This is a genomic window from Corynebacterium fournieri, assembly GCF_030408775.1.
GTDB lineage: Bacteria > Actinomycetota > Actinomycetes > Mycobacteriales > Mycobacteriaceae > Corynebacterium > Corynebacterium fournieri.
Map to the genome: position 1 here is coordinate 145,339 of NZ_CP047210.1, position 23,050 is coordinate 168,388.

Annotated in this window: 21 protein-coding genes, 1 tRNA gene and 1 other RNA gene; 10 read left to right on the forward strand and 13 right to left on the reverse strand. The window is 67.3% G+C overall.

The window, feature by feature from the left end:
* Positions 1–921, forward strand: a complete 921-nt coding sequence (gene gluQRS / locus CFOUR_RS00595; protein WP_085958358.1) for a tRNA glutamyl-Q(34) synthetase GluQRS — start codon at positions 1–3, stop codon at positions 919–921.
* Here the strand turns inward: gluQRS and CFOUR_RS00600 are convergent, their stop codons facing one another.
* Positions 922–2,559, reverse strand: a complete 1,638-nt coding sequence (locus CFOUR_RS00600) for an alkaline phosphatase D family protein (protein ID WP_230471753.1) — start codon at positions 2,557–2,559, stop codon at positions 922–924.
* 176 nt (positions 2,560–2,735) lie between these two features.
* Positions 2,736–3,245 (reverse strand): ferritin, encoded by a 510-nt coding sequence (locus CFOUR_RS00605; protein WP_290179599.1) that lies wholly within the window; start codon positions 3,243–3,245, stop codon positions 2,736–2,738.
* A gap of 216 nt (positions 3,246–3,461) precedes the next feature.
* Here CFOUR_RS00605 and CFOUR_RS00610 point away from each other — a divergent pair, with 216 nt between their 5' ends.
* The gene (locus CFOUR_RS00610) at positions 3,462–4,655 is read left to right on the forward strand and encodes an IS481 family transposase (RefSeq protein ID WP_085958330.1); all 1,194 of its coding nucleotides are present in this window, start codon (positions 3,462–3,464) and stop codon (positions 4,653–4,655) included.
* A 93-nt stretch (positions 4,656–4,748) separates the two neighbouring features.
* Here CFOUR_RS00610 and CFOUR_RS00615 read toward each other — a convergent pair.
* Positions 4,749–4,837, reverse strand: a tRNA-Ser gene (locus tag CFOUR_RS00615).
* A gap of 111 nt (positions 4,838–4,948) precedes the next feature.
* Between CFOUR_RS00615 and ffs the strand changes: the two genes are divergently transcribed.
* The 6 genes from ffs to CFOUR_RS00645 all read left to right on the forward strand — a co-directional run bounded on the left by ffs (position 4,949) and on the right by CFOUR_RS00645 (position 10,689).
* Positions 4,949–5,044: signal recognition particle sRNA small type (gene ffs, locus CFOUR_RS00620), an RNA gene on the forward strand.
* A 38-nt stretch (positions 5,045–5,082) separates the two neighbouring features.
* A complete protein-coding gene (locus CFOUR_RS00625) occupies positions 5,083–6,363 on the forward strand; it encodes an aspartate aminotransferase type Ic (RefSeq protein WP_085956963.1) in 1,281 nt (426 codons plus the stop codon).
* Between the two features lie 10 nt (positions 6,364–6,373).
* Entirely contained in the window at positions 6,374–8,455 is a 2,082-nt protein-coding gene (locus tag CFOUR_RS00630; RefSeq protein ID WP_290179601.1) for a DNA polymerase III subunit gamma and tau, read from the forward strand.
* 39 nt (positions 8,456–8,494) lie between these two features.
* On the forward strand, positions 8,495–8,857 hold the full coding sequence (locus CFOUR_RS00635) for a YbaB/EbfC family nucleoid-associated protein (protein ID WP_085956962.1): 363 nt from the start codon (positions 8,495–8,497) through the stop codon (positions 8,855–8,857).
* A 67-nt stretch (positions 8,858–8,924) separates the two neighbouring features.
* Positions 8,925–9,548, forward strand: a complete 624-nt coding sequence (gene recR / locus CFOUR_RS00640) for a recombination mediator RecR (RefSeq protein ID WP_085956961.1) — start codon at positions 8,925–8,927, stop codon at positions 9,546–9,548.
* Positions 9,549–9,624: 76 nt separating this feature from the next.
* Complete coding sequence (locus CFOUR_RS00645) at positions 9,625–10,689, forward strand: HNH endonuclease signature motif containing protein (protein ID WP_085956960.1); 1,065 nt, start codon at positions 9,625–9,627, stop codon at positions 10,687–10,689.
* Positions 10,690–10,698: 9 nt separating this feature from the next.
* Here CFOUR_RS00645 and CFOUR_RS00650 read toward each other — a convergent pair whose 3' ends face one another.
* From CFOUR_RS00650 to CFOUR_RS00675, 6 genes are all read right to left on the reverse strand, one after another.
* A complete protein-coding gene (locus CFOUR_RS00650; protein ID WP_290179604.1) occupies positions 10,699–11,436 on the reverse strand; it encodes a type 1 glutamine amidotransferase in 738 nt (245 codons plus the stop codon).
* Positions 11,429–12,712, reverse strand: a complete 1,284-nt coding sequence (locus tag CFOUR_RS00655) for a MurT ligase domain-containing protein (protein ID WP_290179606.1) — start codon at positions 12,710–12,712, stop codon at positions 11,429–11,431. Before CFOUR_RS00655 ends, CFOUR_RS00650 begins: the two co-directional genes overlap by 8 nt.
* A 10-nt stretch (positions 12,713–12,722) precedes the next feature.
* Positions 12,723–13,715, reverse strand: coding sequence for an exonuclease domain-containing protein (locus CFOUR_RS00660; RefSeq protein ID WP_290179608.1), 993 nt, complete (start codon positions 13,713–13,715; stop codon positions 12,723–12,725).
* Between the two features lie 14 nt (positions 13,716–13,729).
* Complete coding sequence (locus CFOUR_RS00665; RefSeq protein WP_290179610.1) at positions 13,730–14,968, reverse strand: hypothetical protein; 1,239 nt, start codon at positions 14,966–14,968, stop codon at positions 13,730–13,732.
* Between the two features lie 64 nt (positions 14,969–15,032).
* Positions 15,033–16,847, reverse strand: coding sequence for a 2-isopropylmalate synthase (gene leuA, locus CFOUR_RS00670; RefSeq protein WP_085956959.1), 1,815 nt, complete (start codon positions 16,845–16,847; stop codon positions 15,033–15,035).
* Positions 16,848–16,987: 140 nt separating this feature from the next.
* On the reverse strand, positions 16,988–17,839 hold the full coding sequence (locus CFOUR_RS00675) for a DMT family transporter (RefSeq protein WP_085956958.1): 852 nt from the start codon (positions 17,837–17,839) through the stop codon (positions 16,988–16,990).
* A 91-nt stretch (positions 17,840–17,930) separates the two neighbouring features.
* Here CFOUR_RS00675 and CFOUR_RS00680 point away from each other — a divergent pair, with 91 nt between their 5' ends.
* Both CFOUR_RS00680 and CFOUR_RS00685 read left to right on the forward strand, forming a co-directional pair.
* A complete protein-coding gene (locus CFOUR_RS00680; RefSeq protein WP_085956957.1) occupies positions 17,931–19,196 on the forward strand; it encodes an aspartate kinase in 1,266 nt (421 codons plus the stop codon).
* Positions 19,197–19,214: 18 nt separating this feature from the next.
* Positions 19,215–20,240, forward strand: a complete 1,026-nt coding sequence (locus CFOUR_RS00685) for an aspartate-semialdehyde dehydrogenase (RefSeq protein ID WP_085956956.1) — start codon at positions 19,215–19,217, stop codon at positions 20,238–20,240.
* A 56-nt stretch (positions 20,241–20,296) separates the two neighbouring features.
* On the opposite strand, the gene CFOUR_RS00690 is transcribed toward CFOUR_RS00685, so the two are convergent.
* From CFOUR_RS00690 to CFOUR_RS00705, 4 genes are all read right to left on the reverse strand, one after another.
* Positions 20,297–21,793: a YkvI family membrane protein gene (locus CFOUR_RS00690; RefSeq protein WP_230471752.1), complete on the reverse strand. Its 1,497-nt coding sequence runs from the start codon at positions 21,791–21,793 to the stop codon at positions 20,297–20,299.
* Between the two features lie 81 nt (positions 21,794–21,874).
* Positions 21,875–22,432 (reverse strand): RNA polymerase sigma factor, encoded by a 558-nt coding sequence (locus tag CFOUR_RS00695; RefSeq protein WP_085956955.1) that lies wholly within the window; start codon positions 22,430–22,432, stop codon positions 21,875–21,877.
* Positions 22,433–22,444: 12 nt separating this feature from the next.
* Positions 22,445–22,780, reverse strand: coding sequence for a Na+/H+ antiporter subunit G (locus CFOUR_RS00700; protein ID WP_085956954.1), 336 nt, complete (start codon positions 22,778–22,780; stop codon positions 22,445–22,447).
* Positions 22,780–23,046, reverse strand: coding sequence for a cation:proton antiporter (locus CFOUR_RS00705; protein WP_085956953.1), 267 nt, complete (start codon positions 23,044–23,046; stop codon positions 22,780–22,782). The genes CFOUR_RS00700 and CFOUR_RS00705 overlap by 1 nt, the downstream gene beginning before the upstream one ends.
* Positions 23,047–23,050 lie beyond the last annotated feature (4 nt).

Consider the following 23,050-nt stretch of genomic DNA (forward strand, 5'->3'; position numbering starts at 1 on the left):
ATGTCTGATTTCGAAGGTCCTGCTGGCCGCTACGCTCCGAGTCCGAGCGGGGATTTGCACTTCGGCAACCTCCGCACGGCGGTGTTGGCGTGGCTGTTCGCGCGCCAAACCGGCCGCAACTTTTACCTGCGTGTGGAGGATATTGATTCGGAGCGGTCCTCCGCTGAATCGGCGCGCCGCCAGATCGAGGACCTGGAGGCGCTGGGCCTGGATTTTGACCCGCCGGTGATTTACCAGCACGACCGCGGCGACGCCTACGCGGAGGCGCTGGCCAAGCTGGATACGTACGAGTGCTACTGCACCCGCCGCGATATCCGGGAGGCGGCGTCTGCGCCCCACGCGCAGCCGGGCATGTACCCGGGCACTTGCCGCGATCTGACCGAGGAGCACCGAGCTTTACGACGCTCCGAGCTCGCCGACCAGGGCCGCCTCCCCGCCATCCGGCTGCGCGCGCACGCGCGCGAGTGGACGGTGCAGGACTTCTACCAGGGCGAGTACACGGGTCCGGTGGACGATGTGATTCTCAAGCGCGGCGGGCGCGTGGACCAAGCGCAGGCGGGGGACTGGGCGTACAACCTGGCGGTGGTTGTCGACGACGGCTTTCAGGGGGTGGACCAGATTGTGCGTGGCGACGATTTGTTGTTCTCCGCGCCGGCTCAGGCGTACCTCGCCAACTGTTTGGAGCCGGCGGAACCTGTTTATATTCACGTGCCGTTGGTGGTGGGGCCGGAGGGACGTCGATTAGCAAAGCGCGATGGGGCGGTGACGCTGCGCGAAATGCTGGAGACCAATACCGCGGCGGAAGTGATGCGCCAGATCGCGCACTCCCTGGGCTGCGCGGGTGTCGGCAGTGCGCGGGAGCTGCTGGAGCGGTTCGACCCGTCGCGGCTGCCGCGCGAGCCGTATCGCTGGGCAGGGTAACTACCCGAAGCCCTGCCCCTTGCGCCACGTCAACGCCGCGCCGGAGCGCACGGGGGAGTCCGGGTCCAAGATGTCGGCCACGCGCAAAAACTCCACGTCGACCGCCTCCGCGGTGATGTCCACGACCGTGTAGCCGTGGGTGTCCAGACCGACGTGGTTGAGCCCCGGGTTCGCCGCGTGGAGGTAGCGGTGGGCCACGCCAAACAGCGGGTGGCCCGCCGGTATCTTGGTCGCCTCCGCCACGTTGGGGGCGGTGATGGAGGAGCAGACGATCTCGCAGCCGATCTCTTCGCCGCCGTGGGCGATGGTGTGGGCCCACTCGGAGTGGATGTCGCCGGTGAGAAAGATCGGGCGCTTGCCTAAGCGGCCCAAGGTGTTGATCAGGCGGCGGCGCTCGAAGTCGTAGCCGTCCCACTGGTCGCCGTTGAGTGGCAGCTCGTTGAGCTGGGGCACCGGCACCTGGGTGGACAAGATGTTGGAGCTCAGCGACTTAGCAACCGGGCGCGTGGCCGGGTTGTTGTAGATCGCACCGACGTGCAGCGGGGAAAACATCACCGAGTTGCCCAACGCGTTCCACGCCGCGGTGGAGCGCTCCAGGGTGCGCTCGAGCCAGTTGTACTGCTCGGAGCCGAGCATGCTGCGCGCGTCCCCGGTTTGGCGGGCGCCGCCGCGCCAGAACTCCTTGTCGCGGTAGGTGCGCAGGTCCATCATGGTCAGCTCCACCAGGTCGCCGAAGACAAAGGAGCGGTAGATGTGGCCCTGCTCCGACGTTGCCGACAGGCGCACCGGCATCCACTCGTAGTAGGCGCGCATGGCGGCGTCGCGCCGGGCGTGGAAGTCGCCCTCGCCTGCGTCGTGGTTGTCCGCGCCGTCGCGCCAATTGTTGTTGGCTATCTCGTGGTCGTCCCACACCACCACCCACGGCAGTGCGGCGTGGGCGTCTTGCAGATTCGGGTCGGTGCGGTAGCGGCCGTAGCGGGTGCGGTAGTCCGCCAACGTGAGGGTTTCGTGGGCGGGGTGGTGCAGGCGCACGGGACCGTAGCCGGCGTACTCGTACTGGGCGTATTCGTAGATGTAGTCGCCCAAGAACACGGTCAGGTCCAGCTCGCCGTCCCAGCCGCGCTGCGCCAAATCGGCGTAGGCGGCGAAGAACCCGGATTCCCAGTTGGCGCAAGAGGCGACGGCCCAGCGCTGCCGGTCCACGTGTCCGGTGGGGGCGGTTTTGGTGCGGCCGAGCGGGGAGGAGGCGCCTTCGTGCGGGCCGTCGGCGACGGTGAAGGCGTAGTAGTACACCGTGTCCGCGTCGAGGCCGCGCACGTCCACGTGGATGGTGTGGTCGCGCTCCGGGTGGCTTTCGGCTTCGCCTTCGGCTACGACGTCGCCAAGCTGCGCGTCGCGCGCCACCCGCCAGCGCACCCGGGTGGCGGCGCCGCCCCCAGAGCCGGGAAAGGCGTTGTCGTCGGGGGTAATGCGCGTCCAGATCACCACCGCGTCCGGCAGCGGATCGCCGGAGGCCACGCCGTGGAGAAACGGCAGGGGAGCAAGCTCCACCTCGGCCGGGATGGGTTTCGCGGGCTGCGTGCTCTGCGATTGCGCGCTGGGCACCATCGCCACCGCGCCCGCCGCGGAGGTGGCCACAGCGACGGTGCGGAGGAACCCGCGACGCGAAACGTGCCGTGCCGTATCCGTGGGCCTCCCCGGTTCCTTGCGCTCACAGCCGTACACGCCCCATATCTTGGGGGCGCTTCGGCGGGCCCGCGACCCGGAGAGCGCAATTTAGCTGGGAATTCGCCCGAAGTTCGCGTGGAGTTTACTTACTGCGCCGACGGGGTGGGGGTGGGGCGGCCAGCGAGGCGGGCGTCGATGCGCAACAGGCCCGAGCCGTCCGCGCCGACGAGCTTGAGCTGGTCCACGATCTCACCCACGTTCGCCTCCTCCTCGATCTGCTCGTTGAGGAACCAGTTCAACAGCGGGCGGGACTCCAAGTCGCCGACCTCGTCTGAAAGGCGGGTGATGGTGCGGATCTGCTCCGAGACCTTCTTTTCGTGCTCCAGCGCGGCCGTGAACGCCTCCAGCGGGCCTTCGACCTCGGGCGCGTCGATCTCGATGGTGTGCGGCTTGACTCGCCCGCCACGGTCGATGATGTGCTGCGCGAACTTCTGCGCGTGCTCGCACTCCTCGGCCGCCTGGGCGGTGAACCACTCGCACAGGCCGGGAAAGGACAACGCGTCCATCTCGTTGGCCAGGTGGCGGTACAGGTAGGCCGCCGCGTACTCCTCGGTGACCTGCTGGTTGATGGCTTCGTAGAGTTTATCGTCGATCATGGCCCGCAAGTATAAACGCTAAAAGCCGACACCCGAGGGGTGCCGGCTTTTATATTGGCGGAGGATGTGGTGTCTGAAGTCACGACATATTTGACGGGGTGTGCCTGCGGAAGGCGTTGTGATCCTTGACAGGTCAGTCGCGTCATAGTTGACACTTAGGGTTACCTCAGTCGTGTCGGTGACGTTTGACTGGTGAGTCGGGACATGTTTGACACTATGAACAGTCCTAACCGCAACATCGCCATCGTCAGAGCCGTCAGAGGCCAAGGCGGCACACCCACCAACGTCGCCAAACGATTCGGCATCTCGCGCCAACGCGTCCACCAAATCCTCAACGCCTACGACGCCGGCGGCGCCGAGGCAATCGCACCGAAATCACGCGCCCCGCACACCCACCCGCACGCCGTCCCGGAAGCACTACGCAACGACATCATCAGCATCCGCAAACAACTCACCCGACACGGACTCGACGCCGGGCCCGAAACCATTGCCTACCACCTCGAACAGGCCGGCAAACGCGCCCCCTCAACCTCAACGATCCGCCGCATCCTCACCAACGAGGGCTTGATCACCCCGCAGCCGCAAAAGAAGCCGAAAAGCTCCTACATCCGCTTCGAAGCCGCGATGCCCAACGAATGCTGGCAAGCCGACATCACCCACCTCTTCCTCGCTGATAACACGCGGGTAGAAGTCCTCGACTTCCTCGACGACCACTCGCGATACCTGTTGTCAATCACCGCGGCCGCCGCATTTACAGGCCCCGCCGTCGCCGCCGAACTCACCCGCCTGATCGGCGCATACGGCCCGCCAGCATCCACGCTGACGGACAACGGACTGGTGTTCACCGCCCGCCTAGCCGGGCGCAAAGGCGGGCGAAACGCATTCGAAAAAGTGCTCGTCGCACACAAAATCCAACAGAAAAACGGCCGGCCAGGCCACCCCCAAACCCAAGGAAAAATTGAGCGATTCCACCAAACCATCAAAAAATGGATCACCGCCCGACCCCCAGCACAAACCATCGATGAGCTGCAACAACTCCTCAACGAGTTTCGCCAATACTACAACTGCACCCGACCCCACCGCGCCCTAGGCAGACGCACCCCGCAGCAGGCATACACCACCGGAGTCAAAGCCACACCCAACGACAACCCCAAAGAAGAATGGCGCACCCGAAACGACACAGTCGACAAAAACGGCAAAGTCTCCGTGCGCTACGCCGGCAAACTCTTCCACCTCGGCATCGGACGCGCCTACAAACACAAGAAAATCCTCATGGTCATCACCGACAACCACATCATCACATCACTGGTCGAAACCGGAGAAGTCATCACAGAGCACTACATCGACACCGCCTGCGACTACCAAAAGGCCTACTGGAAACACGGCGACCCACCACTGCACCCCAAATGAACAAAACCGGCACCCCAGAACAAAAACAACTGGGATGCCGGTCCGTCCAGCATGTCGCGACTCATGCGTCAAGCATGACGCGACTCATGACATTGGCGGAGGATGTGGGATTTGAACCCACGAGGGTCGTGAAACCCGCACGCGTTCCAGGCGTGTGACATAGGCCGCTAGTCGAATCCTCCAGCGACACTCGAAAGCGTCTTGGCACATGTTAGACCACCCCGCGCCCACGGCCAAAACCGCAGCTCACGCCGGCAGCTTGTAAGTGTGCAAGCTTCGCAGCTACAGTAGCGGGCAGGATCCCACGCGGTGTTATCTTGTGAACTCCCCCAGGGCGGGAACGCAGCAAGGGTCAGCGAGCTCTGGCAGGTGCGTGGGGTCCCTTTTCTATGTCGGGGTCCCCGGCCGGGCTTGTACGATGTAACCCATGTCTCTCAAGCAACTCGCCCCCGACCAGTTCGCCGAGCTGGCCCAGCGCACCCGCGCTCAGTACGAAGAGCTCAAAGCCCGCAACCTCAACCTGGACCTGACCCGCGGCAAGCCGTCGAGCGAGCAGCTGGACTTCTCCAACGCTCTGCTGTCCCTGCCGGGGACGGGCGACTACACGGACAACACCGGCGCCGACGTGCGCAACTACGGCAACCTCGCCGGCATCGCGGACATCCGCGAGCTGTGGGCCGAAGCGCTCGGCATCGACCCGGCGCACCTCATCGCCGGCGATTCCTCCAGCCTGAACATCATGTTCGACCTCATCTCCTACGCCTACATCTGGGGCACGAACGACTCGCCCAAGCCGTGGAAGGACGAGGAAAAGGTCAAATGGATCTGCCCCGTGCCCGGCTACGACCGCCACTTCTCCATCACCGAGCACTTCGGCTTCGAGATGGTGCAAGTGCCCATGACGCCTCAGGGCCCTGACATGGACGCCGTCGAAGAACTGGTGAAAGACCCGCAGATCAAGGGCATGTGGACCGTGCCCATCTACGGCAACCCGACCGGAATTTCGTTCGCACCGGAGGTCGTCGACAAGCTTGCCGCGATGGACACCGCGGCCGAAGACTTCCGCATCGTCTGGGACAACGCCTACGCCATCCACACCCTCACCGACGCGCAGGCGGACAACCCCGACGTGATCGCGCTGGCGGACAAGCACGGCCACCCGAACCGCTTCTGGTACATGTCGTCCAGCTCCAAAATCACCCACGCAGGCTCCGGCGTCGCCTTCTTCGCCTCCTCGAAGGACAACCTGGCCTGGTACACCTCCCACGCCTCCATCCGCGGCATCGGCCCGAACAAGGAAAACCAGCTCGCACACGCGCGTTTGCTTGGCGACGTCCAAGGGCTGCACGACCTCATGCAAAAGCACGCGAGCTCGCTGGCGCCCAAGTTCGACGCCGTCATCGCCATCCTGCGCGAGCGGCTCGGCGCCTACGACGTGGCCGAATGGACCGAGCCGAAAGGCGGCTACTTCATCTCCCTAGACGTCACCGACGGCTCCGCCACCCGCGTGTGGGAACTGGCCAAGGAAGCCGGCATCGCCCTAACCAAGGCGGGTGCGTCCTTCCCGCACGGCGTAGACGAGACGGACACGAACATCCGCCTCGCCCCCTCGCTGCCGCCGCTGGAGGAGGTGCGCACCGCCATGGACGGCGTGGCCACCTGCGTGCTGCTCGCCTGCGTCGAAGCTACGGAGAACAACGCGGGCTAGACTTGCCCGCGTGGCTCTGTACAGGAAATACCGCCCCGCAACGTTCGGCGAGGTCATCGGCCAAGAGCAGGTGACCCGCCCGCTGTCGACCGCCCTGGATAACGGGCGGATCTCGCACGCCTACCTGTTTTCCGGCCCGCGCGGCTGCGGCAAGACGTCCTCGGCGCGCATCCTCGCTCGGTCCCTGAACTGCGTGGAGGGGCCCACCTCCACCCCGTGTGGCGTGTGCGAATCGTGCGTGGCGCTCGCGCCGGGCGGCTCCGGCAACCTGGATGTGATGGAGCTCGACGCCGCCTCCCACGGCGGCGTGGAAGACATGCGTGAGCTGCGCGAGCGCGCCCTGTTCGCGCCGGCGGAGTCGCGCTACCGCGTCTTCATCATCGACGAGGCCCACATGATCACCAAAGAGGGCAACAACGCCCTGCTCAAGATCGTGGAGGAGCCGCCGGCGCACCTGATCTTCATCTTCGCCACAACCGAGCCGGAGAAGATGCTGGGCACCATCCGCTCGCGCACCCACAACTACCCGTTTAGGCTGCTCGCGCCGCAGGCGATGCGCGAGTTGGTCGAGCACGTGGTGGCCGAAGAGGGCGTCCACGTCGACGAAAACGTCTACCCGCTGGTCATCCGCGCCGGTGGCGGCTCCCCGCGCGACACCCTGTCCATCCTGGACCAGATGCTCGCCGGCGCGGGCCCGGACGGGTTGACCTACGAGCTGGCCCTGCCGCTGTTGGGCGTGACAGACCTGACGCTGCTCGACGCCGCCGTGGACGCGCTCGCCGACCGCGACGCCGCCGCGCTGTACCGCACCATCGACCAGGTCATCGAGTCCGGCGACGAGCCGCGCCGCTTCGCGCTGGACCTGCTCGACCGAATGCGCGACCTGCTGCTCATCCGCACCGTCCCCGACGCGTTCGGGCAAGGGCTTGTCGACGCCCCTTCGGACCGCGCCGACATCCTCACCCAAGAGGCCCACCGGTTCAGCCCCCAGCACCTGGCGCAGCTCGCCTCCGAGGTCAACGACCGCATCGCCGACCTGCGGGGCGCGACCTCGCCGCGCCTGCTGCTGGAGATCATGGCCGCGCACCTGCTCACCCTGCAGCCTGCTGGTGGAGCCCTGCCGGCATCCGCGCCGGCTGCTCCGGCAGCCCAGCCTGCCCAGTCTGCGCCCACTTCGCAGCCCACCCGTGAGGGCGGTGGCGCGGCGGCAGCAGCGGCGGCTGCGGCGGCAGCGGCGAGCACCTCGCGCAACCGTCCGCAGGAACAACCGGCGCAGCAGGCCCCCGAAAAGCCGGCGGAGAAGGAGCAGCCGGCCGAGCCTGCCCCGGCGCCGGAGAACACTGAGAGCAACACCGACGAGCTGTTCGAACGCATTGAGAAGGATTGGACCCGACTGCGCCAGTCCGTCGGCGAGCGCAACAAGGTCGCCGAGATCATGCTCACCGAAGCCAAGCCCCTGGGCTTCGACGGCGACGTGCTCGTGGTCGGCCACCACACCGGGGCGCTGGCAGAGCGCATCAACGCCGAGAAGAACAACGCCGACATCGCCGCCGCGCTCTCGGAAAAGCTGGGGGCGAAGGTGCAGGTGCGCTGCGTCGTGGGCACTGACCCGGCCACCGCGAACCTGCGCCGGCCCGCCAAGCGCGAGGTGTGGAACCCTAGCGAGGAATCCGAAGCGGCGGAACCGGAGGACCCTGCGCCGGCCCGCGGGTGGGACGCGCCCGCGCAGCTCGGAGGGTCGCAACAGGTGCAGCCGGCCCAGCCCGCGCCGCGGCCGGCACCGCCGCAAAAGCCTGCCGACGACTGGCGCTCCGCCGCCCTGGCCGCCAGCCAAAAAGCCGCCGAGAAGGCCAAGCGGGAACGCGACGAGATCCCGCCGCCGCCCGAGCCTTACGACTACGAGGACGTGGAGCCGGCGTTTCGGGCAGAGCCGGAGGCGCAGACAGACAAGGCGCCCGCCTACACCCGCGAGGACGAAGAGCGCGACATGGCCGACCAAGCGCGCGAAGAGGAAGGCACCGCCGACCGCCGCGACGCCACCGAGGTCGCGATGGACCTGCTCGCCGCCGAGCTCGGCGCCAAGCCGTTGTAGACTGGCACGCGGACTATTAGCGAACGAAAGGGGACAACCATGACCCAGCCGCAAGATATGCAGGAACTGATCCGCCAGGCCGCAGAGGTGCAGGCTGCACTGCAGCAGGCACAGATGGAGCTGCTGCAGACCGAGGTCACCGGCACCGCCGGCGGCGAGCTCGTCACCGTCACCATGACCGGTGGCGCAGAGATCACCGACATCAAGATTAAGCCGGAAGCTGTCGACGCCGACGACATCGAGTCCCTGCAGGACCTCATCCTCGCCGCCTACCGCGACGCCCACAACCAGGCCGGCAAGCTGGCCGAGGAGAAGATCGCCCCGCTGACCGGCGGCGCGACGGGTGGCGGCCAGGCACCGCAGGCGGGCCCGGGCGAGATCCCGTTCGGCGGCATCATCTAACAGCCGCTGTTGCGCGTCCGGCCCACCTGCGGCCGGGCGCATTTTTCTTGCCTGTGAAAGGACTGCCGTGTTCGAAGGACCGTTGCAAGACCTCATCGACGAGCTGTCGCGCCTGCCCGGCGTCGGACCGAAATCCGCGCAGCGCATCGCGTTTTACCTGCTCAAGGAGGAGCCGGAGGACGTCGATAGGCTGCGCGCCGCACTCGCCGCCGTGCGAGACGGGGTGACGTTCTGCCGCATCTGCAACAACGTCTCGCGCGAGGACGTGTGCCGCATCTGCGCCGACTCCGGCCGCGACGCCAGCACCGTGTGCGTGGTGGAAGACGCCAAAGACATCCAGGTCATCGAGCGCACCGGCGAGTACTCCGGGCGCTACCACGTGCTCGGCGGGGCGCTCGACCCGCTGGCCAACGTCGGTCCGAAAGACCTGGCCATCGCCCCGCTGCTGCAGCGCATCGGCGGCGTGCTTGACGACGTTCGTTCCGAAAACCCCGCAGTCACCGAGGTCATCTTGGCCACCGACCCCGACACCGAAGGCGAAGCCACCGCGTCGTACCTGGTGCGGCTGCTGAAGGACTTTCCGGACCTGACCATCTCGCGGCTCGCGTCCGGCATGCCGCTGGGCGGTGACCTGGAGTTTGTCGACGAGCTGACGCTCTCGCGCGCACTGACCGGGCGGCTGACCCTCTGAGTTATCCACAGGGGGTGTGGCGCGAATTCCACAGGCTGGGTCCGGGTGGGGTTGCGGTTGGTTTAGCGTATGGGCCATGAACCCGTTCGCAGCACTCATCGAAGCGATGTCGACCAAGGCGCTAGCAACCTTGGCCGACTTCGTCGTTGACGCTGCCCTCGCCGCGGGCTTCGCACCGGACAAAGCACGTGCGTTCGGCCGGCTGCGCGAGACCTACTACGGGAAAACCACGTTCACCCGCAAGCAAGCCACCGCCTTACAACGGGCGCAAGGCTTCTCCTTGGACGAGCTCGCCCTGATCGAACGCCGCCTCGCTGGTGTGAAGTCCGCTGCTGAACGCTGGCGGCTACGCCTGGAACTGCTCAACGTTGAAGGCGGGTACCGCGCCATTGAGCGCGCCGCCCGCCACCTCATCCCCAAAGAAGACACGCCCGCGCGCAGACAAGTGGCGTTTTCCGGATCCCGCAACGGCCGGGCACGCATCACCATCGACACCACCGACCGCAACGCCGCAGACCTCGAACACCGCCTGCGCCAACACATCGACCCCACCCTGCCCGCCGCAGCCCAGATGGAAGAGGAGTTCTGGCGCATCCTGGACGGCACAACCGGCGGGGTTGTCGCCGCCGCGCCGCGGCCGATTGTGATGGTGCCCCTGGATGCGCACACCCGCATCCTTGCCGGTGGTGGTGACGACATCGAACTTGTGCTCACCGACGGCACCACCATGACAGGTGCCGACTACCTCGCCTGCGCATTCAGCGACGAGTTAGAAGTCGCCGCCTTCCACCCCGAAGAAGGCGCAGTGAACCTGTACACCACCACACGCCTGGCCAACCAGAAACAACGCGACCTCGCCTGCATGGTCACACCGGTGTGTGCCTTCCCGGGCTGCAGGCACGGCTCCTACAGCGCCGAGATGCACCACGTGAAGGCGTGGAAACACGGCGGGGAGACCAACATCGGCAACCTGGCTCCGCTGTGCCGCTACCACAACCGGGTCAACGACGACGACCCCTGGCGGCCAAAACGCGGCCGCATCACCATGATCCGGGGTGCACCCGTATGGATCTCCCCACACGGACACCACATCCGCAACACCACCCGCGGAGCCCTCGACCAACTCTTCGGACCGAGATAAAACAGGCGGCTAGCGCAAGCGCTCCTTGCGCAGCTGCGCGACCTCGTCGAGCTCGAGCGGCTCCAGTTTCGCCAGCGGCACGTCCAATGCGCGCGCTAACAGCAAATCCGCCAATTGCGGGTTGCGGGCTAGCGCCGGGCCGTGCATGTAGGTGGCAATCACGCTGCCCTGGACCACACCGTCGACCATTTCTCCGTCGGTGGAGCCTGCGACACCCGCGCCGTTGCCCACACCTTTGGTCACACGCCCCAGCGGCGAAGCCTTCGGGCCGAGCACCGTGGCACCCATGTGGTTTTCAAAACCGGTGAGCGCCTCCGAAAGCTCCGCGGTGATACCTGCGCGCGTCGGCGTCGCGGCGAGCTCGCCCGTGGCGCGCTTGGACAGGGGAGCGGTGGTGATGTCCAACAGCCCCACACCGTCGACCTCGTTGCCGTGCGCCCGGAACGTGTGGCCGAGCACCTGCAGGCCCGCGCACACCGCGAAGATCGGCTTGCCGTCGGCGGCCGCGGCCTGCAGCCCCGGCGAGGCGGACAGGCGCGCCGCGGCGATCAGCTGGGCGGCGTCCTCGCCGCCGCCGAGGGTGTAGATGTCGTGGGAGGGCGGGACGTCGTCGTCAAGCAAAATGCGCGTGATTTCCGCGTCGATGCCGCGCATGCGCGCGCGCTCGCGCAGCACGAGCGCGTTGCCGTCGTCGCCGTAGGTGCCCAACACGTCCGGCAGGACCAGACCGATGGAAAGCTTAGGCACGGTAGTCCTCCTCCTTGGTCAGCGCGCGGCGCAGGTTCAGCAGCGCGGTGTAGTTGGCCAGCACCTCCACGCGCCCGGGCGGGCAGGCGCGGATCGCGGCGACGGGGTCGTGGACGAGCTCGTGGCCGATCCTGGCGTACGTCAGGCGCACCGCCAGGTCGGTGGCGCGCTCGCCGGCGGCGACGACGTGGGTGTCGCCGAAGTCCTCGAACTTCACATCCCACAGCCAGGAGACGTCCTCGCCGTCGCCCTGCTGCGCGTTGACGGCGATGACCACGCCGTCGGCGTCGCGGTCCACCATGGACAGCGCCTCCTGCCAGCCGGCGGGATTTTTGGCCAGCAGCAGGTGGACGTCGTGCTCGCCGAGGTGGACGGTGGTGTAGCGCCCGGCGACGTTGTCCACGTCCGCGGCGGCGGCGACGGCGGCGTCGAGGGGGACGTCGAACGCCTCGACGGCCGCGGCGATGGCCTGGGCGGCGTTGCCCAGGTTGGCGCGGCCCGGCAGCTTGAGCTCAAGCTTTGCGACGCCCTCCGGCCCCACCATCGTCTCCCCCTCCACCGCGTAGGCCGGGGTGGGGCGGCGGAACTCGCGGCCGTCGGGCAGGGGTTCGACGGCGTACCAGTCGGTTTCGCCGTGCGCGACGGAGGAGCGCACGACGTGGCCGCCGGAGCGGGGGTTGGTCACTGAATCGCCGGTCCAGCCGGCGCCTGCGGAGACCCACACGACGTTGGGATGGTCGAAGGCGATGGAGGTGACCAGCACGTCGTCGCAGTTGGCCACGACGGTCGCCTCCGGGTGCGCCATGACGGCCTGGCGCAGGGCGCGCTCGATCGAGTTGATCTCGCCGACGCGGTCGAGCTGGTCGCGCGTGAGGTTGAGCAGCACGAACGCGACTGGGTTGAGGCGCTCGGCGACTTTGGGCACGTGCAGCTCGTCGCACTCCAGCACGATCGCGTCGGCGTCCTTGCCGGCGAGCAGCGCGGAGATGATGCCGGCGTCCATGTTGTCGCCGCCGTCGTTGGTGGCCACGCGGTGCTTCGCGCCCACGGCCCCGGCGAGCATGCGGGTGGTGGTGGATTTGCCGTTGGTGCCGGTGACCAGCACGGTCGGGCGGCCGCCGCCGAGGGAGGCCATGATGTTCGGGTCAATCGCCGCGGCAACCAGGCCACCGATCATGCCGCCGGCGCCGCGGCCGGTGGCACGCGAGGCGGTGGTGGCCAGGTTCGCGGCGGTAGTGGCTACCGCAGTGCGAAAGCGGGAAATGGGTCCTTGCATGCGGACTAGGCTACTCCGCAACCTCCATCTGTCCGAGCAGCCGCGCGAATTCCTCGCCGGAGACCACCGGGATGTTCTTGCGGTGGGCGTGCATGGCCTTGCCGCGCAGCTCCGCGCCGCGCAGGGGAGCGTCCGAGACGGCCACCGAGGTTTCGCGGGTGAGTTTTTCGCGGTAGGTCAGGCCGGCGCGCATGCCGCCGTCGATGAGCTCGTCCGGGTCGATTGCGATGTCGTCGGAGATGACGAACTCCATGCCGCGCAGCAGTCCGCCCTTGCCCAGGTGGCCAGGGTTCGCGCCGGACGCCGGCGCTTTTTCCGCGTCCACGCGCAGCGAGGAACGCTGCAGCCCGAACTGGTCCGGGGAAAGGTTGTCGGGGGTAAGCTCCACCAGCTTGCCGGGGGCGAGCTGCAGGTACATCGCGACCAGCTTCAGCGTCTGCCCGCGGGAGAAGTCCTCCTCCGCCTCGCCGATGCGCTCGGTGGATGCCGCCGGCGGGGTGGAGGCCACCCCGACCATGTTCGCCACGGCGTTGATCCGCGGGTCCACCGGCACGTGGCCCTGCCTGCGGGCGCTGGCGAGAAGGTCCACGATCGCGGTCGGCTTCGGCACGTGCCCCACCCGCTGGCGGCGCTTGTTGCCGCGGCCGCGGCGCGAACGGTTCGCCCGCGCTGCAGCGTTCATGGCGCGGCGCGCCTCGGAGACGATGAAGCCCCAGGTGACGGGGGAGTCGTGGGTGACTAGGACGCGGCCGTCGAGAAGCTTGTCCAGCGTGCGCAGGAAGCGGGAAAACCGCGGGGCCTGCGCGAAGTCGTGCGGAGTCAGCCCGTGGGTGTGCGCGGGGCCGGGGTCGGTGCCGGGGTTGACCACGGCGTGGAACTCCTCGCCGACACGACCGGTGGCGTCGAACGTGACCGCGTCGATGGTGAGCAGGCGCCCGGTCGACGGGTGTATCCCCGTGGCCTGCACAAACAGCGCCACATAGGGGTAGTCGTTCTCAGTCATTGTTCCAACGTAGCCTACGGCTCGGCCACCTCGTACAGCGGCTGATCCAGCCTGGTGTTTGAGCGCAGCTTCAACCCGCCGATGGAGTACTCGTACCCCTCCTCCTGCGGAGCGGGCGCCGGGGCCGGAGCCGGTGCCGGCGCTGGTGCAGGGGCGGGGGCCGGTGCCGGGGCGGGTGCGCGCTGAACCGGTGCCTGCGGCGCGGGGGCGGGGGCAGGTGCGCGCTGAACCGGGGCCTGCGGCGCGGGCGCCTGCGCGGGAGCCGGGGCAGGCGCTGGTGCCGGGGCAGGCGCCTGGGAGGGAAGCGCGGTGGAAAACTCGGACGGGGAGGGCTGTGCGGGCGCCTCGGTTTCCTCCGACGGCTCGGTGCTCGCAGAAGTCTCTGTCGCCTCAGGGGCGGAGCTGCTCGGCTGCGAGACCTGGTTGGTGGTGGTCTTATACGCCGAGGTCGTGTCCCGCTCCAAGCCGGACGGCGTGCTCATGACCACAGCGCCAACACCCGCCAGCACGAGGGCGGTTATGGCCGCGGCGGCGAACAGCGACGCTCGGGCCTTCCCCTCGCCACGGGTCGCTTCTGCCGGCGACTCCTGCGTATCCGCGACCAGGGCGGCGGCTTCCGCGTCCACGGTGGCGAAGAAGCTGGTCGTCGCCGGGGCGACGTCCACCTCGCGCACGATCGGCGGCAGCGGGGAGATCGCGGGCGCCTCGTCGGCGTCGATCGGCCCGGCGTTGACCGTCAGCGCGGTCTCCCCGTCGGCGGAGGTGGTGTAGCCGCGCGCCACCGCGATTAAGCCGCGCTCTTCAAGTCGGCGCAGCGTCGGCGTCAGCGCTTCGCCGGCGGTGGGGTCGAGCTCGCCGACCACCTCGCCGTCGACGCACAGCACCACCTCGCCCGCGTCGTCGAACCCCAGGCTCACCAGCACCTGAGCGGGCGTTTCCACGGACAGCGGCTCGGAAAGATCCGCCGGGTAGCGCGCGCCCCCGGGCAGCAGGGCCCACGGCGCACGCGGGGGCCGGTTGACCGGCAACACCTGGCCCGCCGGCGGCACGAGCAGCGCGCCGCGCTCGGCGGCGACGACCGGGGTCAGCCCAGCCTCGGCGAGCTGGCGCAGCTCCGCGTCCTCCACCGAGCCGACGACCTCACCGTCAACCAGCACGTCGAGGTCGGGGGTCAGGGTGACCGAAGGGACGTCGTCAAGCAGATGCTCGACGGGGAGGCGGCGAGAACCCGAGGGCACCTCGTACATGGCCATCGCGCCACCTCCTGCTTAATTGTCTGGTTTAGACACGCAAGTATAACGCGCGCGACCGCGAGTGCTAGTCCGCTGCCATGGAGCGGTTGACTGCGGACACGATCGCCTCCAGCGACGCCCGCGTGGTCGAACCAGCAATGCCCACGCCCCAGGCGGAGGTGCCGTCCACGTCCGCGTGGATGTAGCACACCGCCTCCGCGTCGTCGCCCGCGCTGCGGGAGCGCTGCGAGTAGTCCTGCACCTCAAAATCGATGCCTACCTGCTCCAAGGCGTTCGCGAACGCGGCGACGGGGCCGTTGCCCGTGCCCTCGACCTCGCGGGAAGCGCCCTCGTAGACCACCGTGGCGGCCACGCGGGTGTCCTGGTCCTCTTCCTCCGCGGCATCGATGCGGTAGTGGGCCAGCTCCAGCGGGGAATCCAGGTCCAGGTAGGTGGTGGCGAAGACGTCCCACATGTTCTTGGAGTTGACCTCGCCGCCCTCGTTGTCGGTGATGTTTTGCACCACGGCGGAAAACTCCGGCTGCATCGCGCGCGGCATGTTGATGCCGTGGTCCGTTTTCATGATGTAGGCCACCCCGCCCTTGCCGGACTGGGAGTTGACGCGGATGACGGCCTCGTAGGTGCGGCCGACGTCCTTCGGGTCGATGGGCAGGTACGGCACCTCCCAGGTGGTCTCGCGCAGCTCCTCCCAGGTGACGTCGGAGCTTGTCGCGTCTTCGCGCACATTCTGCGCCAGCGCGTCCAGGCCCTTGTTGATCGCGTCCTGGTGGGAGCCGGAAAACGCCGTGAACACCAGGTCGCCGCCGTAGGGGTGGCGCTCGGGCACGCGCAGCTGGTTGCAGTACTCCACCACTTCGCGGATGCGGGTGATGTCGGAAAAATCGATCTGCGGGTCCACGCCCTGGGTGAGCATGTTCAGCCCCAGGGTGACCAGGTCGACGTTGCCGGTGCGCTCGCCGTTGCCGAACAGGCAGCCTTCGATGCGGTCGCCGCCGGCCAGGTAGCCCAGCTCGGCGGCGGCGACGCCGGTGCCGCGGTCGTTGTGCGGGTGCAGGGAGATGATGATGGATTCGCGGTTGTTCAGGTTGCGGTGCATCCATTCGATGGAGTCCGCGTAGACGTTGGGGGTGATCATCTCCACCGTGGACGGCAGGTTGATGATCATCGGGTGCTGCGGGGTCGGCGCCATCACGTCGACGACTGCGTCGCAGACCTCCTTGGCAAAGTCCAGCTCGGTGCCTGTGAAGGATTCCGGCGAGTACTCCCAGCGCCAGTTGGTGTCCGGGTAGTCGGCGGCGATGGTCTTGATCAGCTCGGCCGCGTCGGTGGCCAGTTTCTTAATCGCGGCGCGGTCTTTGCGGAACACCACGCGGCGCTGCAGCTTGGACGTGGAGTTGTAGAAGTGCACGATGACGTTTTTCGCCCCCGCGCAGGCTTCGAAGGTGCGGCGGATCAGGTGCTCGCGGGCTTGGACGAGGACCTGGATGGTCACGTCGTCGGGGATCATGTCCTGCTCAATGATCTCGCGCACGAAGTCGAAGTCGGTCTGGGAGGCGGAGGGGAAGCCGACCTCGATCTCTTTGAAGCCCATCTGTACCAGCAGGTTGAACATGCGGCGCTTGCGCTCGGGGCTCATCGGGTCGATCAGGGCCTGGTTGCCGTCGCGCAGGTCCACGGCGCACCACTGCGGGGCGCGGGTGATCTTCTTGTCGGGCCAGGTGCGGTCCGGCAGCTGGATGTCTTCGACCTCTTCGGCGAAGGCGAGGTAGCGCTCTACGGGCATCTGGGAGCCGCGCTGCTTGTTCCACGCGGGCTGGTCGTCGGCGCGCGGGCCGGAGGGGGTTTGGATCTCGCGGGGTGCGAAAAAGTCGGTACTCATCGGGGGTCTCCTTCTGTTGGGGTGTGCTCCACGGCCGGCAACAGAAACTCCGCGACGGGGTGCCGGCCGTGTTAGTTGGCCTGATTCCCGCCGCGGCGTAGAAGGAGAAGAGCCCTGTGTGACATGCGGCACAGCCTACATCATCGAATGGATACGCGTGTGAGCATTGCGGCAGAAATCAGCATCACGCCTATCGACGTGCCTACGGCCGCCCACCCCAGCACCGAGTCCACGCGGAAGGATTCCCCGAGCACGAACAGGCCCAAGGCGAACGCCACGAGCGGCTCGATGATCTTCGACGCCGGAAGGGATGTGGCCAGGTTGCCGGCGGCGAACGCGTACTGCTGCACGATCGTGCCGGCCGTGGCGGCCAGCAGCATCGCCCACAGCTGCCAGGTGCCCAAAAGGCCGATCACGCCGCCGTCGACGAAGCCGTCCACCGCCACTTTGGAAAACACGGCCTGGTAGCCGTACATGGCGCCGCAGGCGGTGCCGAAGATGAGGGCTTTGCCGGCAGGTGGACGTCGAGAAGCAATGGCGTAGGCGGCGGCGATGATGGCCACAGCGGTGCCCACGACAATGCCCCACTCCCACGCGGCCGGGTCGCGCGAGCCGGGCAGGGGGCGGCCCAAGACCACCACGCCGCCCACGCTGGCGGTGAGCGCAACGGCCCAGAACGCCTCCGCGGTCTGCATGTGGCGTTTTTCCGCCCACGCGGAAAACAGCAGGGTCAGCATCAGCGACAGCGCGAGGATCGGCTGCACCACCAGCAGGGAGCCGAATGCGAGCGCGGCGGCCTGGAAGCCGTACGCCAAAAACGCCACGCCCATCGACGCCCACCACGCGGGCCGCTTGATGGACTGCATGGGTGAGTCGTTGTTCTCGCCTTTCGCGGTGCCCGCGCGCATGATGCGGTGGCGCCACACGGTCCCCGCCGCCATGGTCGCGGCCGAGATCAGCGCGAGCGCCACGGCGAGAAAATTGTTGTGCACGGTGAATGATATTAACGCGAGTGCCTGTTTCCGCAGTTTTGGGACGCTATTCTTGGCCGTTGGAATGCACGCAGATCCGCGGAGGTTTGAGATGGCACTGATCGTCCAAAAATATGGGGGATCGTCCCTGGAAAGCGCGGAACGGATCAAGGCAGTGGCCCAGCGCATCGTGGACACGCGCCGGGCCGGCAACGACGTGGTGGTGGTCTGCTCCGCCATGGGCGACACCACCGACGAGCTGCTCGACCTCGCCGCCGAGGTCAACCCCACCCCGCCCGCGCGCGAGATGGACATGCTGCTTACCGCAGGCGAGCGCATCTCCAACTCGCTGGTGGCCATGGCGGTGCACGCGCTGGGGGAGAAGGTGCAGTCTTTCACCGGCTCCCAGGCCGGCGTGATCACCACCGAACGCCACGGCAACGCGCGCATCCTGGAAGTCACCCCGGGGCGCGTGCAGGAGGCGGTGGACGACGGCAAGATCGCCATCGTCGCCGGCTTCCAGGGCGTGAACCGCGAAACGAAGGACGTGACCACGCTCGGCCGCGGCGGCTCCGACACCACCGCCGTGGCCCTGGCGGCGGCGATGAGCGCCGACGAGTGCGAGATTTACTCCGACGTCGACGGCGTCTACACCGCGGACCCGCGCATCGTGCCGGACGCGAAGAAGCTAGACACGCTCTGCTTCGAGGAGATGCTCGAGCTGGCCGCGTCCGGGTCCAAGATCCTGGTGTTGCGCAGCGTGGAGTACGCCCGCGCGTTCAACGTGCCCCTGCGGGTGCGCTCGTCTTACAGCACAGATACCGGCACCTTGGTGGCCGGAGCATTGGAGGATATTCCCATGGAAGAAGCAGTTCTCAGCGGCGTGGCCACCGACGACTCGGAGGCGAAGATCACCATCCTGGGCATCAAAGACGAGGTCGGGGAGGCCGCGAAGGTCTTCCGCGAGCTGGCGGACGGCGAGGTCAACATCGACATGGTGATCCAGAACATCTCCAACGTCGAGGACAACAGGACGGACATCACCTTCACCCTGCCGAAGGCGGACGGTGCGCGCACCATGGAAAAGCTGCGCGTGTTGCAGGACGCTGAGGGTTGGGACGATCTGAGCTACGACGACGAGATTGGCAAGGTCTCCCTCGTCGGCGCGGGCATGAAGTCCCACCCGGGCGTCACCGCCGATTTCTGCGACGCGCTGCGCGACGCCGGCATCAACATCGAGATGATCACCACCTCCGAGATCCGCATCACCGCTGTGGTGCGCCAGGCGGACGTGGCCGAGGCGGCGCGCGCCATCCACACCAAGTTCGACCTCGGCGGCGACGAGCCGGCCGTGGTGTACGCAGGCACCGGACGATAAGAAGGAGGCACCCGAAAAATGACCACCCTCGCAGTTGTCGGCGCCACCGGCCAGGTCGGCCGCGTGATGCGCGACATCCTCACCGAACGCAACTTCCCGGCAGATAAGGTGCGCTTTTTCGCGTCGCCGCGCTCCGCCGGCACCACGCTTGAGTTCCGCGGCGAGGACATCACCGTCGAAGACCTCACCCAGATCACCGCCGAGTCCGTCGCGGACGTGGACATCGCCCTGTTTTCCGCGGGCGGGTCCACCTCGCGGCAGTGGGCGCCGGTCTTCGCCGAGGCGGGCGCGACCGTGGTGGACAACTCCTCCGCGTGGCGCAAGGACGAGGAGGTCCCGCTGATCGTCTCCGAGGTCAACCCGCAGGCGGCGCGCGAGACGCCGAAGGGCATCATCGCCAACCCGAACTGCACCACCATGGCGGCGATGCCGGTGCTCAAGCCGCTTCACGACGCCTTCGGTCTGCACACCCTGCGCGTCGCCTCCTACCAGGCCGTCTCCGGCTCCGGGCTGGCCGGCGTGGAGGCGCTGGCCACCCAGGTCGAACAGATCGGGGATCCGCGCGGGTTGGTCCGCGAAGACGCGGCAAAGCCCAGCGACCTGGGCCCCTACGTTGCCCCCATCGCGTACAACGCGCTGCCGATGGCGGGCTCGCTTGTCGACGACGGAACGAACGAAACCGACGAAGAGCAAAAGCTGCGCAACGAGTCCCGCAAGATCTTAGGTCTCCCCGAGCTGAAGGTCGCCGGCACGTGCGTGCGCGTGCCCGTGTTCACCGGCCACACGATGGTCGTGCACGCCGAGTTCGACCAGGCCGTCAGCCCGCAGCGCGCCGAGGAGATCCTGCGCGGTGCACCCGGCGTGGAGGTCGTGGACGTGCCTACCCCGCGCGCGGCGACCGGCATCGACGAGTCCCTGGTGGGGCGCATCCGCCAGGACCAGTCCGTCGACGGCGGCCGCGGGCTGGTGCTCGTGGTGGCCGGCGACAACCTGCGCAAGGGCGCGGCGCTCAACGCCATCCAGATCGCCGAGCTGCTGGTCTAAGCAGGCGAACGACAACGACCCCCGCGCGTCTGCACGGGGGTCGTTTGCTGTCTTCGCTACAGCTTGGTGGAGCCGCCAGTGGCGGCGTCCTTGCGGGTGTGGTCTTCCTCGTCGTCCTCGCCGGCGCCGCCGAGGCTCGTGTCCGGCCCGGCTGCGGCCTCTTCGGCTTCCTCGGCGGCGATCATCTCGTCGACGGAGTGGTCGTTCCACGGCTCGTCCGGGTTGGCGCGGTACTCCGCGGCGCTGACAGGCTCGGTGTAGGAGACGTAAACCACGTCGGAGGGGTTGTCGCGGTCTTCTTCCTCGAAGTCGCTTTCCTCGTCGTCGATCAGCTCCTGGGCCACTTCCTCCTCGAGGGCCTCGACGAGCTCCTCTTCGTCCACGTTGGACTTAGCGGTGAGGTACTCCAGCTCGCGCTCGTCGTTTTTGGTGAAGCGCTCGGCCGGGTCCATCTTCTTGCGGGTCAGCTCGAGGGCGCGGCGGCGGCGGTCGCCTTCCTTGCGCAGCTTCGGAATGCCGCGGATCCACGCGATGGTCATCACCGCGATGAGCAGCAGGCCGAGGTAGCCCAGGATGGGGTAGACGGTGGAGACCAGCTGCTGGAAGCCCACGAAGGACAGCACGAAGCCGATCAGGCAGGTGGAGATGAAGATGATGCGGAACTTATCTTCGCGGCCGCGGGAGAGGCGCTTGCCCAGGGCGAAGAACATGCCCAGGGAGGTGGCGAAGATCATGCCGAAAATCACCAGGGACATGATCAGGCCCATGGTCGGGTTGATGTCCGTGATCAGGGTCAGCAGGGGCATGTCCTGGCCGGAGACGGTGTCGATCTTGACCAGCAGCGCCAGCGCCAGCAGTATGAGCATGACCAGGTAGCCCAGGCCGCCGAAGAGGCCGCCGAGGCCGGCTGCGCGGGTGTCCAGCTGGTTGCCGCCGATGACCAGCGCCATGGACACGACGCACATGACGTTCAGGCCGGTGTAGTTCAGCGCGGAGATCCACCAGTTGGGCAGCGAGGTGTCCACCTGCGCGGCGGCGGCGTTGAGCGCGTCCCAGTCGGGGTGGTTGTTCACCAGGGTCCAGCCGCAGCCGATGATGACGAAGGCGAGCAGGAACGGGGTGAGCGCGCCGATGGCGCCGGTGACCTTGTCCACGTCGAGCATGCCGAAGCCGATGGTGGCGGCGAGCATGAGCACCGCGCCGATCCAGACCGGGATGCCGAACTGCTGGTTCAGGTTCGCGCCTGCGCCGGCGAACATGACAAAGCCGATGGAAAACAGGGTGACGATGGTGGCGATGTCCAAAATCCAGCCCATCACCTTCGAGGAGATGGAGCCGAGCACTTCCATGTGCTCCTTGGCTTGGAAGAAGGAGCCGAGCTGCAGGATGGTCACGCCGGCGATGAGCATGAGCGCGGAGCCCAGGACCGCGCCCCAGATGCCTTGTGTGCCGAAGGCGGAGAAGTACAGCATCGCTTCCTGGCCGGAGGCGAAGCCGGCGCCGACGACAGTGCCGATGAAGGCGAATGAAATTAAGAGTGCGTTTTTCAGCATGAAAGAACTCCGAAAAGTTTGTAGCAAAACCGTTTACTAAACTTATGCGATTTTCTGTCGCTTGGCACGTTTACTTCAGCTTTACGACGCACCTTCGGCGTCCCCCGCCCCCGCAATCAAGTCCCGCCGGGCGCGGGCCACTCGTGAGCGGATAGTGCCCACGCGTACCCCGGCGATCTTCGCGGCTTCTTCGTAGGTGTAGCCCAACACTTGCGTCAGGACGAGTGCTTCGCGGCGTTCGGGCGGCAGCTCGTCGAGAAGCGAGCGCGCGTCGATGACGTCGCCCCACGTGTTGGCGTTGTCGGGGCTGGGGTTGGCTGCGGCGACGTCTTCGTACTCGGCGGCGGATTTGCGGGGCCGGGCCATGTCGTGGCGCACGGAGTCCACCCAGGCGCGCCGCGCGAGCGAAAGCAGCCAGGTGCGCGCGCTGGAGCGAGCTTGGAACCGCGGCAGGGAGCCGAGGACGCGCAGGTAGGTTTCCTGGGTCAGGTCGTCGGCGTGCTGGGGTCCGGCGAGGTGGGCGAGCAGGCGCCACACGTCGTTTTGGGTCAGCCGGACAAATTCGGTGAGCGCGGCCTTGTCGCCACGGCCGGCGCGCAGTGCCAGGTCCGTGACGTACGCGTCGTCGCTCGTGTTCACAAGCCCTCTACGTTAGCGGTTGCGCGGCTCGGCTAAGGGCGTTTTGTCGGAGACGGTGACGCCGTAGAGGGAGCGGCCCATGATGAAGGAGGCGACGGAGCCGACGATCCAGACGGCGAAGATGGCGATGACTGCGCGGATGAAGTCGTTGAGGTCGAAGCCGGTGGTGGACCAGGAGCGGATCAGCTTCGCCACCACGAGGATGGGGAAGGCCACGACCACGAGCGGGCCGAGCACGTTGACGCGGGTCAGCGCGTCGGGGGCGCGCAGCTGGAGGATGGCGGTGGCGACCACGCAGATGGTGGCTGCGACCACGAGGATGGCGACGACGGTTTCTGCGACGGTCATTAGCGGCGTCCTCTCGAGATGATGCGGGCCATGGAAATCGTTGGGATCACGCCGCACACCAGGCCGGCGAGGATGGCGATTTCGTAGCCGATGGCGGAGGTGTTCCACAGCGTCCACACCAAGAAGATGGCGACCATGCCGTAGAAGATCACGTCTGCCATCACGGCGCGCGACAGTTCGTCTTTGGTCATGATGACCGCGGCGAGGGAGATAAGCAGGCTTGCCGCCATCACGATGATGCAGACCTGCATGATTGTGGTGAACATGGCG